This is a genomic window from Sinorhizobium garamanticum (genome assembly GCF_029892065.1).
Classification (GTDB): Bacteria; Pseudomonadota; Alphaproteobacteria; order Rhizobiales; family Rhizobiaceae; genus Sinorhizobium; species Sinorhizobium garamanticum.
The window spans coordinates 588,369-602,624 of sequence record NZ_CP120374.1 but is presented as its reverse complement, the minus strand read 5'-3'; the positions used below and the strand labels follow the sequence as shown (position 1 = coordinate 602,624).

15 protein-coding genes and 1 pseudogene are annotated in these 14,256 nt (G+C 60.9%); 7 read left to right on the top strand and 9 right to left on the bottom strand.

Annotated features, from left to right (window positions below):
* Window positions 1–28 precede the first annotated feature (28 nt).
* Window positions 29–325 (top strand): hypothetical protein, encoded by a 297-nt coding sequence (locus PZN02_RS22815; protein ID WP_280662938.1) that lies wholly within the window; start codon window positions 29–31, stop codon window positions 323–325.
* 105 nt (window positions 326–430) lie between these two features.
* Here PZN02_RS22815 and PZN02_RS22810 read toward each other — a convergent pair whose 3' ends face one another.
* Window positions 431–1,426: a DUF3179 domain-containing protein gene (locus tag PZN02_RS22810; RefSeq protein ID WP_280662937.1), complete on the bottom strand. Its 996-nt coding sequence runs from the start codon at window positions 1,424–1,426 to the stop codon at window positions 431–433.
* A 338-nt stretch (window positions 1,427–1,764) separates the two neighbouring features.
* Here PZN02_RS22810 and PZN02_RS22805 point away from each other — a divergent pair, with 338 nt between their 5' ends.
* Window positions 1,765–2,355, top strand: coding sequence for a sigma-70 family RNA polymerase sigma factor (locus PZN02_RS22805; protein WP_280662936.1), 591 nt, complete (start codon window positions 1,765–1,767; stop codon window positions 2,353–2,355).
* A complete protein-coding gene (locus tag PZN02_RS22800) occupies window positions 2,352–3,017 on the top strand; it encodes an NrsF family protein (protein WP_280662935.1) in 666 nt (221 codons plus the stop codon). Before PZN02_RS22805 ends, PZN02_RS22800 begins: the two co-directional genes overlap by 4 nt.
* A gap of 172 nt (window positions 3,018–3,189) precedes the next feature.
* Here PZN02_RS22800 and PZN02_RS22795 read toward each other — a convergent pair whose 3' ends face one another.
* The 4 genes from PZN02_RS22795 to PZN02_RS22780 all read right to left on the bottom strand — a co-directional run bounded on the left by PZN02_RS22795 (window position 3,190) and on the right by PZN02_RS22780 (window position 6,527).
* A complete protein-coding gene (locus PZN02_RS22795; protein ID WP_280662934.1) occupies window positions 3,190–3,642 on the bottom strand; it encodes a pseudoazurin in 453 nt (150 codons plus the stop codon).
* Between the two features lie 78 nt (window positions 3,643–3,720).
* Complete coding sequence (locus PZN02_RS22790; protein ID WP_280662933.1) at window positions 3,721–4,194, bottom strand: hypothetical protein; 474 nt, start codon at window positions 4,192–4,194, stop codon at window positions 3,721–3,723.
* 133 nt (window positions 4,195–4,327) lie between these two features.
* Window positions 4,328–5,014, bottom strand: a complete 687-nt coding sequence (locus tag PZN02_RS22785) for a response regulator transcription factor (RefSeq protein WP_280662932.1) — start codon at window positions 5,012–5,014, stop codon at window positions 4,328–4,330.
* Window positions 5,015–5,117: 103 nt separating this feature from the next.
* Entirely contained in the window at window positions 5,118–6,527 is a 1,410-nt protein-coding gene (locus tag PZN02_RS22780; RefSeq protein WP_280662931.1) for an adenylate/guanylate cyclase domain-containing protein, read from the bottom strand.
* 475 nt (window positions 6,528–7,002) lie between these two features.
* Between PZN02_RS22780 and PZN02_RS22775 the strand changes: the two are divergent.
* Window positions 7,003–7,260 (top strand): annotated as a pseudogene (locus PZN02_RS22775) (NAD(+)--rifampin ADP-ribosyltransferase); the annotation flags it as partial.
* Between the two features lie 153 nt (window positions 7,261–7,413).
* Here the strand turns inward: PZN02_RS22775 and PZN02_RS22770 are convergent.
* Both PZN02_RS22770 and PZN02_RS22765 read right to left on the bottom strand, forming a co-directional pair.
* A complete protein-coding gene (locus PZN02_RS22770) occupies window positions 7,414–8,622 on the bottom strand; it encodes an MFS transporter (RefSeq protein ID WP_280662930.1) in 1,209 nt (402 codons plus the stop codon).
* Between the two features lie 59 nt (window positions 8,623–8,681).
* On the bottom strand, window positions 8,682–9,671 hold the full coding sequence (locus tag PZN02_RS22765; RefSeq protein ID WP_280662929.1) for an AraC family transcriptional regulator: 990 nt from the start codon (window positions 9,669–9,671) through the stop codon (window positions 8,682–8,684).
* Window positions 9,672–10,045: 374 nt separating this feature from the next.
* Between PZN02_RS22765 and PZN02_RS22760 the strand changes: the two genes are divergently transcribed.
* Together PZN02_RS22760 and PZN02_RS22755 are read left to right on the top strand one after the other, a co-directional pair.
* Window positions 10,046–10,588: a chloramphenicol phosphotransferase CPT family protein gene (locus PZN02_RS22760; RefSeq protein ID WP_280662928.1), complete on the top strand. Its 543-nt coding sequence runs from the start codon at window positions 10,046–10,048 to the stop codon at window positions 10,586–10,588.
* A 270-nt stretch (window positions 10,589–10,858) separates the two neighbouring features.
* A complete protein-coding gene (locus PZN02_RS22755) occupies window positions 10,859–11,164 on the top strand; it encodes a VOC family protein (RefSeq protein ID WP_280662927.1) in 306 nt (101 codons plus the stop codon).
* Between the two features lie 72 nt (window positions 11,165–11,236).
* On the opposite strand, the gene PZN02_RS22750 is transcribed toward PZN02_RS22755, so the two are convergent.
* Window positions 11,237–12,103 carry an alpha/beta fold hydrolase gene (locus PZN02_RS22750; protein ID WP_280662926.1) on the bottom strand — a complete coding sequence of 289 codons (867 nt, stop codon included), beginning with the start codon at window positions 12,101–12,103 and terminating at the stop codon, window positions 11,237–11,239.
* Window positions 12,104–12,246: 143 nt separating this feature from the next.
* Here PZN02_RS22750 and PZN02_RS22745 point away from each other — a divergent pair, with 143 nt between their 5' ends.
* On the top strand, window positions 12,247–13,026 hold the full coding sequence (locus tag PZN02_RS22745) for a class I SAM-dependent methyltransferase (RefSeq protein ID WP_280662925.1): 780 nt from the start codon (window positions 12,247–12,249) through the stop codon (window positions 13,024–13,026).
* A 347-nt stretch (window positions 13,027–13,373) separates the two neighbouring features.
* On the opposite strand, the gene PZN02_RS22740 is transcribed toward PZN02_RS22745, so the two are convergent.
* Window positions 13,374–14,093: a GntR family transcriptional regulator gene (locus PZN02_RS22740; protein WP_280662924.1), complete on the bottom strand. Its 720-nt coding sequence runs from the start codon at window positions 14,091–14,093 to the stop codon at window positions 13,374–13,376.
* Window positions 14,094–14,256 lie beyond the last annotated feature (163 nt).

Sequence of the window (14,256 nt, the reverse complement as noted above, 5' to 3'; positions counted from 1 at the left end):
AATGCTGAAGACCATAGGAGTTAATGCCATGACCGTCTCTCGGAAACCGTCACTCGCTGTATTGGTGCTCGCGTCCGCGCTCGCTGGCGTCGCTACCCCGGCCATGGCGGGCAACCCTTATTATCCGGGCCTCGAGCGGCATAATCGTCCGGACACGCGGAGCCAAACGCAACTGGTACCGCGACTGACACCTGCGCCGACTATCGACATCGCGCCGACGGGCAGTATCGAAGGCCAACGCATCTATTCCCCCGGTGTCCTGAGGGAAAGATACAAGGGTGGCGATCACGATTATTATCGCGGCATCATTGCGCCGAAACCTTGAGGTGAACCCTCTGGTTGCTTGGTCGGAAGGGGGAGGGTGAGCATTCCCATTGCCCTTGCGAATGTCCTTGGAGGACGATGATGCCTCGGGCTCGGCGCCGCTCTTCTACTGCGTCACGGGCCCTTTTTCCGTGTGCAATGTGCCGTTTGGCTCGAAAGCGAAAAAGGCGAAGGCGAACGTCACGGTGTGGGGCACGTCCTTGCCGTCGCGCTGCACCACCACATTGCCGACATCGGCCCCACGGCTAATGTTCGCGGTATCGAGTGCGGAGGCCTGTCCCGGCCGCCAACTGATGCGCAGGTCACCGGCCGTGATGACGCCTTTGATGCGCAGCAGCGGCAGGGTCCAGGCCTGTCTGCCGACAGTCACGACCCGCATCATCGGCGGCACCTTGTCCGGAAGGTTGCCGGTGAACAGGAACGGCCGCGCCGCTTGGTCGTAGCCGACGTAAGGGTTGCTCCCATAGGCGCGGAAGCGAGCATTGTTCGGTACCAGCACGCGTCCGGCAGGAGCCCGCGCGCGAAAGCTTTCGAAGGACTCGAGGCGCGAGGGGAGGATCTTCAGCGACCGGCCCGCCAATTGGCCGACGATGGCCTCGCCGCCAAATTGCTGCCACCAACTCTCCGTCTGGCGGTCGTACATGACCAGATCCGAGTGGCGAAGCTTTCCGGTCGTGCCGAAGTCGAGCGTTCTGCTGTCAAGGCGACGATCGAAGACGATGCCGGTGTTGCACAAGGGGCAATAGGTCACCGTCACCGGCACGCCCGCAACCACGTCGTTGACGATCTCGTGCCAGATCATCACGCGCAACGGATAGGCACGCGCATCCTTGCCGAGGATCAGCGACAGGACGGGCTCGTTCGGGGCGAGGCCGTTGACCTTGCGCACGCTCGCGAACCGCGGCTTGTCGATCGAGGGGATACCGTCCTTTGGCGGCCCGCCGGAGACGATTTCCGCAAGATCCACCGTGGCGCGGGCGAAGTCGGTGCGCGGCCATTCGCGCTGCCATTGCCGCGGTGCGTCGGCCTTCGCAGGCGAAACCGACATCACCGAAAAGAGCAATGCCGCGCAGATGGCAAAGAGGCTTCTTGAGATGTTCATCGCCGTATCCTCCTGCAGCGCCGAGCGTCGTTATCAGACGCCCGGCGGTCGCTGTGGCACTTTGAATCGTTGCACTTGCGCGCGGCGCTCGCCTTCCGGACGTCTTCCTCGTCAAGAACGAATTCGCTGCAGCGCGCCGGATAGTTACGCTAAGGCGCGCCTGGAAGGGAGAGCTCCGTGTGCTACGCTTGGGGCCCGGACGGCGGTATCGCCAACCCGCCGTCGCCAAGACTCACCGAACATTGATTTCCGTTGATTTCGTTGCAGGTGGCAGGAAGGTTACCCTAAAGGAGGCACCCAACGGCAACTCGCCAGTGATTGGCGCGGCGAGGACGGCTATGGCGGAGCACATCTCAGTCGGCAAGAGCGCAGCAGAAGGCGACCGTCGCCTTGCCTCTCTCATGCGAGCGGCGCAGGACGGTGACAAGGCGGCCTATGCACGATTGCTGAACGAGATCGCGTGCATGCTGCGCCACGTCGTGCAGCGGCGATCGCCGTTTCTCCAGCCGTCCGATGTGGAGGATATCGTCCAGGAGGTTCTGATTGCCCTGCATGTCGGGCGTGCGACCTATGATCCCGCGCGCCCATTCCTTCCCTGGTTGCTGGGCATCACTCGCAATCGCATGGCCGATGCGGCAAGGCGTCATGCACGGCGATCGGCCCGTGAAGTGGCTGACGAACAGGCGCTCGAAACCTTTCTGGATCGTGATACGAATATTCCCGTGAATGCCTATGGAGACCCGGAGGCGCTGCGGCGCGCAATCCGTGATTTGCCGGAGGGACAGCGACACGCCGTGGAATTGTTGAAACTGCGCGAGATGTCGCTGAAAGAGGCCGCCGCGGTTACCGGCATGACGATTGGTGCCCTCAAGGCGGCAATGCACAGGGCCTTGAGAACGCTGCGCACCGTCTTGAGCAATGAGGCGTGACCTTGGAAACGAATGACCTGATCCGACGACTGGCCATGAGCGCAGATCCGATCCGGCGGCTGCCGCCGCCTTGGCTGCGGACGGTCCAGTGGTTGTCGATCGCAGCTCCCGCGATTGCAGTCACAGTTTTGCTGATGTCGCCGCGAAGCGATCTCGCGGAAAAGTTGGTCGAGGTGCGCTTCCTGGTCGAACAGGCCGCTGCGCTTGCCACGGCCGTCGCCGCGGCGATCGCTGCTTTTTGCCTGGTGATCCCCGGTAACAGCCGAAAACTCGCCCTCCTTCCCGTCCCGCCGCTTGCGGTGTGGTTGGGGAGCCTAGGGCAGGGTTGTCTGGAGACCTGGCAGCGCCTTGGCGAAGATACCTGGCAATTCTATCCAGACTGGATCTGCTTTCCCTCGATCGTGATGGTCGGCGCCGTTCCGGCTGTGACGATGGCCGTCATGCTGCGCCGCGGAACGCCGATGGCGCCGCAGCTGACGGTGGCACTTGGGGCATTGGCCGCCGCAGCGATCGCGAACTTCGGCCTCAGGCTGTTTCATTACCAGGATGCCAGCCTCATGGTCCTGATCTGGCAATTCGGCAGCGTCGCGCTCCTGACGTTCCTGGCCGGCTGGAACGGCAAGTACATTCTCCGCTGGCCGCATGTGCGGACGGCTGGCTGACGGAAGGCACTCACTATTGGCCGACATCGATCCTGGCTGCAGAAAGCACCTCTGGATCGCCCGGATCGAAGGGGGCCGGCAAGACAAGGCCGACTATCCCGGCATCACTACAGGAAAGGGTATTGAACCGCGCGGCAATTCCGGCGCGGTTCAATCCCTGCAAGGGGCATTCTTACGGCTGAGCGGCCTGCGCGAGGAGCTTCTCGAATGCCGCCTTTGGTTTGCCGGTCAATTCGACCGACCTCGCCTCGTCAAGATTCTGTGGCTTTCCGACGACGACCACGGCGACCATTCCCATGAAGTAGTGAGGCAGGCAACGCAGGCCGTAGAGGCCGTCCTGCTCAAGCGCGACCACCATCTCCTGGCCGATCTTGCCCTTGATCGGATTTGCGCCCTCAGGCCACATTCCCGGCATCGTCTCCACGCTGTGTCCTTGATCCGTCGGGATGACACGGACGGTATCGCCCGGCTGTGCGACGACGAACTCGGGGTCGAACACCATGAGACGCCCGTCGCTCCCTTTGTTGAACATCTTGATCACGTGCTCGGCCGCTTGGGCTTGGCCTGTATTGGTGACGAGATGCGCGACGGCAAGACAAAGCATCGTCCAGGTGGCATGTTTCATTGGTCAGACTCCAGCCTTCCAGCGCCTCCACGTTCGGAGGCGCCGGCCAAATGGGTTTGGGTTAAAGAGGTCCGATGCTCAGCAGTCGGGCGCTTCCGTCGGCATGAAGTTCTGATCGACGCCGGGTTTGACGTTGCCCCACGGTGCCTCGAACTCACGGACGGCTGTGTGCACGAACCAGACGCCTTCCTCGCCCTTCTCGCCGCCGTGCGTGTCGTTCTTCATGCTATGGAAATGCGTGAAGCCCTTGCCGTATTCCGACTCGAGCCGGGCCTGGTCGGCCTTGCAGAACTTGCCGGGGAACCCGACCGCGATCCAGTTCAGGTTCTGGGCCTTGGAAAGGTCCATGTCGTCGAAGTGCAAGGCGAGGACCAGACCGCCGGGCAGCATGTAAGCCCGATGGTCGGTCATGCTCGGCATTTCCACAGGCTTTAACAGCCCGGTCAACTGTTGCCAGTATTTCGCATCGTTGTGTGCTGAGGCGCCAGAGGCAACTATTCCCGTTGCGCCAAGCACGACTGCTGTCACGCCTCCTTTAGACCAGAGTGACATTTTCTTCTCCCTAAGTTGGCGATCTCGGGAATCGAGATACATTTCAAGATTCGGTCCGGCACGGAAAAAGGTTACGCCGATGCGCGATGCGGAATCCGAGAGGAGATTGCCGCCCGTTCACCGAGGGCAACCGTCAGAATAACAGCCTGTAGCCGCCATCCTCCGTCACAAGCACCGCGGCGCTGGAAGGGTCGTGCGCGATCTTCTGGCGCAAGCGATAGATATGAGTCTCCAACGTGTGGCTCGCGACGGGCGAGTCGTAGCCCCAGACCGCCTGGAGCAGTGCCCCACGCCTTACAACCCGCCCGTCGGCGCCGTAGAGAGATCGGATGATGGCCGTCTCCGTCGCCGTGAGCCATATCTTGCGACCGCGCTCGTCGAGCAGTAGCTTTTTCCCCGGCTTGAACGTGAAAGGACCCATGCGCAACGTTGCGTCCTCCGCCTGCGCATATTGGCGTAGCTGCGCACGGATACGGGCAAGCAGCACCGGGAAGTGGAACGGCTTGGTGACACAGTCATCCGCGCCGGCTTCGAAGGCCAGTATCGTGTCGGCGTCCGATCCGGAGGCCGTCAGCATGACGATCGGTGCCTTGTACCCGTTTCTGCGCAGGATCTTCACGGCTTCGCGACCGTCCATGTCGGGCAGCTCTATATTCATGACGAGGAGGTCGATGGCATTTGTGCGCATAGCCTGAATGCCCGCCCTGCCGGTTCCTTCGTGCAGCACTCGGAATTCGTCGCTGCAGCACGATAGCTGGTCGACGAGTTCGGAACTCAGTTCGTTGTCGTCGTCGACGATCAGGATGGAACGCTTCATCATGCTTCACCGCGCGAGTCACAAGTTCGTGCAATTGCTACCATCTATTCGTCGAAGCACCGCGGAACGTTACTTCTTTCCGTCGCAGCGAGCACAATCGGTGGCGCTAACCTTGGGATGGCTCCGCAGATGCCCAAGGGGCTGGATTGGGCCCTCGCTCCGTGAGAGCGACCAGGTCGATCGGGTCAGACACGCCCTCGATCGAGCGGGCCGGCAGTGCCTCGACCGCCGCTTGAGGGCGATAGCCCTGGGCGAGCGCGAGCGCGTAGGTCGAACGCGTCAGAAGCACCGGAACGCCTTCGCACTTGGTGTGCTTCTCGAGCTTTGCCGCGAGGTTTACGACTTCGCCGATGACGGTGTATTCGAGCCTCGTCTCATGGCCGATCGTTCCGAAGACGACTTCGCCGGAAGCGCCAGCCATGCCGATTGCGGGAGCGGGAAGCCCGTATTTTTGCCGTTCCGTTTCCCAAGCTCCCGCGGCCGCCGTCAGCTCCTCGACGGCCCGACAGAGATCCGCGGCATAGGTCGCGCTTGGCGCGACAGCGCCGAAGCTCGCCAGTATCCCGTCACCGATATATTTGTCGATGCTGCCATGGTGGCGCTCGATAACCGGCACCAGCCGCGCGTGGTACTCGCTAAGGAGCGCGATGAGTTCCGTTGGCGTCAGATCGTGCGAAATCCGGGTGAAGCCGTGCAGATCGATCGACAGGATTGCCGCGTCACACCGCACGCCCTGGCCGGCAAGCGGGCCGATCTGTGCGTCGCGAAGTTGCCTGGCGACTTCCGGCGCAAAGAAGCGCGCCAAGTCGGCCGCCACCACTTCCTCCGCGACGCAATTGACGAGGAGTTTGCGGGCGCGCACGAGTGTCAGCGTCAGGATGGCCGTCACCATGAGGATCGACAGGATTTTATCGATCTCGGCGCCCCGCAGGATCTTGTAGGAGGTGACGTACTCGACGTAGCTGCGTGTGAAGACCGGTGCCTCGACATCCGAGACCAGGGCGGCGTAGAGGAAGAGCGCGAGCCAGCCCGCGGCGCTGCAGCTGCCTGCAATCAGCACGTAGATCGGCTCGAAGCGCAATGTTCTCAGCGCAATCAGAATGAAGACATACATCAGGGTCGGCGCCTTGAGGTAAAGGGCGGGCGGCGCCTGATACTGCAGATGAAAGCTCCAGATCGTCAGCATCAGAACGGTGATGTCGACGACGGTCGAGATGGCGACGAAGCGGCGGCTGAGGCGCCCGCGGTAGGCGAGAACGATGCGCAGGACCGTGAACACGGTGTAGATCCCGAGGGTCCAGGGGACGGGCTCGAAGCGGGTCCCGGGCGGGAAGGCCTTGGGCGAGATCGCGTAGACCACGGCGAAGAAGACGATGGCCGAGGCCTGGATCCAGCCGACGATGATTTCGCTCGTCGCCTGCTGCTGCTCTATCCGCCGGTAGACGCGCTCCGAAAGCGCCGCATTCGTCTGGCCGCCGAAGACGAGATCGGCGATCTTCGCCGTGACGCGTTTCAAGCGCGCACGTGAGGGGACGGCCGGCCATAGCCGGCTCTCCTCGGGGTGTGAATATGGCGTTCCTTTTGCATCGCCATGCCGTGCGGCGCGCCGCCCCGTTTGCGTGTTCGTGGTCTCACGAAAACATCGACCAGCCTCGACTCGCGATTCGCCGTCCGGGCTCGGAAAGTTACGCCCGGAGTTTAGTCACGTATCCTTTTGTCCGGCTGATGGGCGACGCGCTTGCCTAAAAAGCGTCCGCGTGGCCGTGGCGAGGTCGATGTGACATTCGAGCCGCTCGGAGCGAAATATGCACGAGACTACAACGGTCTCGCATCGGATCGCGTCTGCCGGCAGGGCGCAGTGCACGAACTCAGAATGGATATTGCCAGAATAGGACGCCGACCGGCAAAGCTCTTCGGCGCCGCACGTCTTGCGACGCTTATCCTCGCGTTGGCGACGATCATGGAGGGTTTATGTCGGCCAGGAGGATGTGCTCGCGCATATTTTCACCCGAACTCTCGATGCCGCGACCTGGGGCGCGGAACCAGCTTCTGGCGATGGACGGGGGCGAATCTGCTTTGTGGAGCCAACCGGTCCCTTCGAGGATGACCCCAACCTGACTAACAAGAAGTTTCCCTGCAATCCCACGCAGTCGTACCGCTCTCGCGAACGGCTTCGCGTCGTGGGCGAAGTCGCGGACTGGCAACCCCACTCGGCTGAACAGCTGCAGCAGGACGTTATCATAGACTGACGCATTCGAGGCCGCCGGCGATTGCCGGCGGCCTCATATCCAGAGCGCTACTCGGCCCGGCATGCGCCGCCAAGCTAGTGCCTTACAGATGCACAGAGTTCTCACAGCATTGTCAGTCCGATTGCGCCTGATTGCTCAACCCGGAAGGGAAGATCAGCTGCGAGGCTGCAGCAGCGCCAAGGCGAACGTCGATGCGGCTAGGACGGCGGTAAGGTTCAAGGGCCCAACAGCGCCGTAGTGATCGACGACATAGCCGCCGAAAACCGCGCCGATACTGATGGCAACCTGAAACGAGACGACCATCAGGCTCCCTGCTGCCTCCAAAGCGTCGGGTGCTCCGCGGGAAAGATTGGTAGGCAGCACCACCGGCGCCATGCCAAAGGCGAAGCCCCAAAGCGTCACGAAGCCGAAGGCAGCGCCGACGTGGACGCCCCAAAGCACCAAAGCAAGCGCCGCAAACGCCATTAATGCGGCGGTGATGGCCAGTGCCATGCGGATATTGGCGTCTGCCATCCGGCCACCCGCAACATTGCCGATCACAGCGGCGATGCCAAACCCGAGCAGCACCAGGGCAATCGGCCCGGTTTCAAGCAGTGTCACTTGCTCGAGGAACGGACGCACATAGACCGAACCAGCAAAATGTCCCGTCATCAGCAAAAGGATGGCAAGCATTCCCAGTTGAACACCACGCCGTCCTGTCAGCCGGAGCACGTCGGAGAGGCTGTTACTTGTGCTTGCAGGCAGCGTCGGCAAGCTGAGTACTTGCAGCAGCATGGCCAGCGCGGCCAGCCCCGCTGTCATCGCCATGGCGCTGCGCCAGCCCAGCCAGTCGCTGATCAAAGCACCCATTGATGGTGCAGCTATGGTGGCGAGCGAAACGCCGAGGGTGACGATAGCCATGCCCCGACCTGTCGCATCGGCGCCAACCAGCCTTGCCACGACGGCAACTGAAAGCGCCCAGAAACCGCTAAGCGCGATGCCCAACCCAGCCCGGCCCAACAACAATAGCAAAAAATCGGTCGCTAACGCTGCAAGAATATTGGAGCCGATCGCCAACGCACTGAGACCGACCAGCACCGCCTTGCGGTTCAGTCTGCCGATGAGAACATTGCTCAATAAGGCGGTCACGGCGCCGACGGAAGCGGTGGCGGTGACGACCTGCCCGGCTGTTCCCTCGCTAACGCCGAGATCGCGCGCCATTGGCGTCAATAGGCCCGCCGGCAGAAACTCAGCCGATACCAGCGCAAAGCTGGTGGCTGCCATCGAAAGAACGGCAAACCAAGTCGCCGGGGTCCACGCGGCTGGCTCAGCGGTGTCAAAGTCTATCGCCGCGTCGCCAAGTTGTGATGTCGTGTCCGTCATTGAAGCATCTCCTACGTTCCGGAGATTTCATAGACGAACTCTTTGGGATGATATGTATCCTAAAATCCGAAATCCATGTCGATTCGTCCGGAATTTGTGCGGCGCACAATGCCCGGTGAGACGCTAGTAATGCGCTTGAAGGCGCGAGCAAAGGATGCTTCAGACTGATACCCCAACCGAGAAGCTACCTCGGCGACCGACATGCCGCCTTGACCCAACAGTTCGCGTGCAAGCTGCATACGCAGACGGGTGAGATAGCGCGCCGCGCCTTCTCCCAAGATAGCGCTGAAGCGTTCAGCGAAGATCGAGCGCGATTGGCCTGCCACGCCAGCGAGGCTTTCGAGAGTCCAGTTATGACCGGGGGCTCGGTGCATGGCCACCAGAGCGCGGCCGATGTGAGGGTCGCGAATGGCGGCGAGCCAACCGGTGGTCGAGGATCCGCTGCAATTGACCCAGCAGCGGATGAGCCGGGCGGCAAGCAAGTCCGCCATTCGTGATAAAACTGTAGCGCTGCCCATCTGGGGCTGTGTGGCCTCCGCGGTCATAGCAGCTAGCAGGGGACCAACGATCGGGTCATTGCCGGCTACATCGCAGCCTTTGATGATTGGCGGCATCAACGCGATCAAGGGGTTCAGCGCATACGCTCCCAAAGCCATGGAGCCGCAGAAGAGCGTGCTGGTCGCACCCGTTCCTTCCCGCACCACTTCGCAGACGTTGCTCCCCAACCTTGTCACTTGGCAACCCTCGAGCGAGTCGCCTACAACATCGCGCGCGCTGGACAGTCGATGCGCGATGCCTTGCGGCAGCAGTACCAGATCGCCATCGTTCAACTCCTGCCATCCTTGGGCTTCGGTATGGATCCAGCATGGGCCCTGGCTGACAAAGTGAAAACGAAGCAGCTGTTGTTGCGGAAAGGCGATGCTCCATGGATGTCGGAGTTCGCAGCGCCCATAGTTGACTCCGCTCAAGCGAAAGTCTCGGAGGACTTCGCTTAGCGCATCCATTGGGATATTTGACGGCGACAACTGTCGAGACGAATGGTCAAGCATTTAGCGAATTTAGGTCTCGAGCGTCTGGTATGCAAGCACGATGGTGGCGCGAGGCGATTGTCTTCCGGCAGCGCCATTGTTTTGTGAATTCGAGCGTGAGCGCTGCCAGCAGCGGCCTCTTTCCTGCTCGTCAGCCGATAAATTGAAGTCAAGTCCGAAAGGCGTGGCGCGCCGGTTCGATTCCCATCAAGGCGAGGGATAAAGAGCCGAAGCCACGGACAGGCGCTCACCTGCCTCCCGAGCGTCTAAGTTGGGTGCTGAACGGAAGTTCGTCGCTGGCGCAGAGCGGCAGCAATGCGAACAAAGCCGCCTTTCGGCTTGCCACTTGCTGCCTTATGTTGCAATCAACTTTGGTAGCGGGCGGATCACACCGAATGGCGGCGCAGATCATCTTCCTTCATGGTGCATCTAGCAGCGGCAAATCGACTATTGCCCGTACGCTGCAAGCGCGGATCGAGAAACCGTTCTGGCATATCTCGATTGACCATCTTCGTGACTCTGGGGTCCTGCCCATTGACCGCTTTCGCAAAGGCGACTTCGATTGGGCCAACGCAAGAGCGGCGTTCTTTAACGGCTTCCATGCGTCGCTCGCGGCCTATGCGAATGCCGGAAATAACCTCATCCTGGAGCATATTTTCGATACCGAAGGATGGATGGAATCGCTCCGCCGCATGCTTGCGCCGCACGATGTCTTTTTCGTCGCCGTGCATTGCCCGCTTCCGCTTCTGATAAGCCGGGAAGCCGAGCGCGGAAATCGAGCGCCAGGCAGTGCGAAGCGAGACTTCGAGACCATCCATGTCGGCAGACACTACGATCTTGAGCTGAATTCCGAAGACGGCCCGGAAGCCAATGTCGACATTCTGCTCAGTGCATGGAGGAGCGGTCGACGCTCGTCTGATTTCAGCCGTTTCAAATGATTCGGATGTCGCAACGGGCTTAGTCGAGCCGTCGCATCAGGGGCCAATGACCTGAGCGCGTCGAATCTTCGTATTCACCACGCCGCAGAAGGCTGGTTGCGGAAGTGTTGTGCGACGCGCAGACGGCAGTTTCGCGGGAGTGAACCTCCCCAGCCGGGGGATATTGCCTAACATCGTTACACCACATTTGTGAGGAGCGCATTGTGTCAGCGATACTCGCCAGGATCATCATCTATACGAAGAAGGTAGAGGAGATGGTTGCCCTCTATCGTGGATCATTTCGACTATGAAGTTGTTAAGGACGAGGCTGACCGCATCACAGAACTGACTCCCAAACTGCACGGTGCCCATCTTTTGCTTCACCCTGCGGCAAGAGGTCAGACGCAAGGCCAGTCGCAGGTCAAGCTTGTCTTCGACGTGCCGGACGTTCATGGGGCGCGGGAGCGTTTTGTGCAGCAAGGTGTTGCTATCGGTCCGATCCATCACGCTGACGGATACGACTTCTGCAATCTCAAAGATCCTTCCGGGAACTCGGTATCGCTGTCCAGGCGTGCTTTCAGACCCCACATCGTATGACTGCTATGGGTGGGAGATTGCCGTTCGGCGTGGTGCTGCCGAACGGCATGAAAAAGCGGACTTTCCGGACCTTCAGGACACAGCACGGTCGGCGATGACGCGCACGATCTCATCAATGTCCCGATCGTGAATTTCGTGCCCTCCGCCAGCAATCCGGTGCAGTTGCGCGTTCGGCACGACATGGGTGCAGGCCTCCCCGTGCTCGATTGGGAATAGCGGGTCGGAGGTGCCATGGATTGCGAGAACCGGCACTTCGAGTCGGGACGCATGCAGCGTGGCGCCTTTGTCATCGCTCAACAGCATGAAATGGTTCGTCGCACTGACAAAGGACGGTGCCCGCTCCATGTCGCGCGCGATCAGCACATTGACCGCCTCGGCGTCGTGCGGATGTCTGGTGCCGGCAAGCATGGCTGAATCGCGACGCAGGAAATCGGCGATGGCTTCAAGGTCCGACCAGTCGATGCTCTCGGCAGCCGCGGCGTGTTCTTCGTAAGCTTCGGTCGAGGAGGGCAGGCCGTCGACTCCGAGCGGTGACGAGCTGATCAGGGTGAGCGTCCGCACACGCCGGGGATGGCGCAATGCGGCCTCTTGCGCGATGAAGCCGCCCATCGACATGCCCACGAGGTGCGCGACTTCAATCCCGTGGCCATCGAGAACGGCGATGGCATCATCGCACAGATCGCTGAACGAATAGCCCGGCTCACCTGGCGGATAATTCGTGGAAAGGCCGGTATCACGCTGGTCGTAGCGGATGACGTAGCGCTCTTGGGCGGCGAGCTCCTCACAGAACCTTTCCGGCCACCAGAGCATCGAGGACATCACCCCCATGATCAGCAGCACGGCTGGGTTGGCCGGGTCGCCGAACGCCTGGGTCCGGAGTTGCGCATCTTTGAGTTCGACAGTCTTTTCGGTGACGAGAGAGGGTCCTGCCGGTTTCATGACACAATCCTTCTGATTGCAGTTTGCAAGTGGTTTCCATCTTGCATAACTGATCCTAATATGCAATCAGTTTTCCGGCGGACCGTGGAAACGATGGAGAAGCAAACTCCCGCCACGCGCCAAAACAAAGCGGAGTCGGTGTTATGCCGTTGAATTGTGCCGACTTTTACGACGCAGAATTGGCGCGGCACAATCGGCACCTCCGGGTTGCTGCCAGCGTTGGCGCGGATGATCGGGTGCTCGATATCGGCTGCGGTGCGGGGCAAACGACGCGGGAGGCCGCCCGCGCCGCGACGCAAGGAGAAGCAGTCGGTGTGGATGTTTCCGCGGAGATGCTCGAGGACGCAAGGCGACGGAGCGCCGCCGAGGGTTTACGGAATGTGGTGTTCGAGCAGGGCGACGCGCAATTCCACCCATTCCCGCCTGCCAGTTTCGACCTCTGCATCAGCCGGTTTGGCGTGATGTTTTTTGCCGATCCCGCGGCGGCATTTGCCAATATCGGCCGAGCGATGCGTCCGGGCGCGCGCCTTGTGTGGATGGTGTGGCAAAGCCGGGAGCGTAACGAGTGGTCTGGCGCGATCCGGCAAGCCCTGGCGCCCGGAGTTGCGGTTTCTGCAGGTGCTGCCAACCCGTTTTCACTCGGCGATCCTCCCATTGCTACGCAGCTTCTGAGCGCGGCAGGCTTTACTTCGATCGACTTTGCCGACGTGCGAGAGCCGGTATTTTATGGATCGGATGTCGATGCGGCGGTTGATGCGCTCACCGGCCTCTATCTTGTGAAGGACGCGCTCGCGCGCACCAATGAACCGCCTGACAAACCACTGCAGCGGCTGCGAGATTTACTGGAGGTGCATATGACCGCGGAGGGCGTATTTTTCGACTCTCGTGCGTGGATCATCACTGCTCGCCGGGTAGGCGGATAGCTGGAGGCTGACTGCGCCGCAAAAGTTCGCTGATCATCAGCACGGTGAAAGTCAAGAATGGGCCGTCACCGGAAATTCCGGCTCGTAACCGCGAGCCTCCGCAATGGGTCGAAAGCAGCGCTAGCTCCGTGAGCCTCCCGGCTCACAGCGTGGGATTGCGCCGTCCGTGTGCTTGTCCACGACATGATTGTCGTGGCGTAACATCAGTGACTTGGAAGACAACGTCGGCCGCGTCGCTGATCCTCGGAAGGACGACCCGTGTCACCTCTACCGGTTGGGGGCGGCCTAGGCCGGACGAGTTCGAATGCCGGTTCGCGGATGACGCCATATGAGGGGAGCCGAGGCGACTACTCGGCAGGCTTCCGCCGCCCGAGCGAGACGTCGGTCGTGTAGTTTTCGCGCATGAAATCCATGAAGTTCTGCTGGAACTGGCGCGTATGGGCATGGGCCAACTCGTCGGCAAGGTCGACATTCTTCGCACGGATCGCCTCAAGCATCTGATTGTGCTCGTCGGTCAAGAGATAGCCTTCATGCGTTCGCTCCAGATACTCGAAGTGAAGATGAAGCATGCGCTGGCCCTGGTTCAGCAGCCGCTCGTAGAAGGAGGCCAGATAAGGGTTCTTGCCGGCGCGGGCGATCGCCATGTGGAACTGCTTGTTCGCCTCCGACATCTGCAGGTGATTGCCGGTCTTCACGGCGGCTTCGAATTCCTTCTGACGCTTGGTGATCGCCTTCAGGTCCGTCTCCGTGCGCAGTTCCGCGGCAAGCCGGGTATTCATCCGCTGCGCGATGTCTAGCGCTTCGACATATTTCGGAAAGGTCGCGACCTCGATCGGCGCGACGATCGTGCTGCGGTTCGAGAGTGTTACAACGAGGTCCTCGCCGGCGAGCCGGATCAGCGCCTCGCGCACCGGTGAGCGGGACATATCGAAGCGCTCCGCGAGCGAGTTCTCGTCGAGGAGCTGACCGGGGGCGAGCGTCAGTGCCAGGATCTCGTTCCTGAGCGTTTCATAGACACTTTTCCAGCCCGTACCCTTGGCCCGCTTGGTTTCTGTTTCGTCAGACACTTACGTCCCTTTCCCATCTTCCAGCTCATAACGCCAGAATGCACCCGCCAAGACAATCGTAAATTTTCCACTTGACAATGTCGACACTGAGACGACATTAATTTCTCGTGTCGACACTGAGACGACACTTGAAACAGCGAAGATCGGCTCCAAGCCGACGAGA

Excerpts from the sequence above, each read along its gene's own strand:
- PZN02_RS22760 (WP_280662928.1), top strand. The coding sequence starts at position 10,046 with ATGGCGGCGCAGATCATCTTCCTTCATGGTGCATCTAGCAGCGGCAAA.
- PZN02_RS22815 (WP_280662938.1), top strand. The coding sequence starts at position 29 with ATGACCGTCTCTCGGAAACCGTCACTCGCTGTATTGGTGCTCGCGTCC.
- PZN02_RS22745 (WP_280662925.1), top strand. The coding sequence starts at position 12,247 with ATGCCGTTGAATTGTGCCGACTTTTACGACGCAGAATTGGCGCGGCAC.
- PZN02_RS22750 (WP_280662926.1), bottom strand. The coding sequence starts at position 12,103 with ATGAAACCGGCAGGACCCTCTCTCGTCACCGAAAAGACTGTCGAACTC.
- PZN02_RS22765 (WP_280662929.1), bottom strand. The coding sequence starts at position 9,671 with ATGCTTGACCATTCGTCTCGACAGTTGTCGCCGTCAAATATCCCAATG.
- PZN02_RS22795 (WP_280662934.1), bottom strand. The coding sequence starts at position 3,642 with ATGAAACATGCCACCTGGACGATGCTTTGTCTTGCCGTCGCGCATCTC.
- PZN02_RS22770 (WP_280662930.1), bottom strand. The coding sequence starts at position 8,622 with ATGACGGACACGACATCACAACTTGGCGACGCGGCGATAGACTTTGAC.
- PZN02_RS22785 (WP_280662932.1), bottom strand. The coding sequence starts at position 5,014 with ATGATGAAGCGTTCCATCCTGATCGTCGACGACGACAACGAACTGAGT.
- PZN02_RS22805 (WP_280662936.1), top strand. The coding sequence starts at position 1,765 with ATGGCGGAGCACATCTCAGTCGGCAAGAGCGCAGCAGAAGGCGACCGT.
- PZN02_RS22790 (WP_280662933.1), bottom strand. The coding sequence starts at position 4,194 with ATGTCACTCTGGTCTAAAGGAGGCGTGACAGCAGTCGTGCTTGGCGCA.
- PZN02_RS22810 (WP_280662937.1), bottom strand. The coding sequence starts at position 1,426 with ATGAACATCTCAAGAAGCCTCTTTGCCATCTGCGCGGCATTGCTCTTT.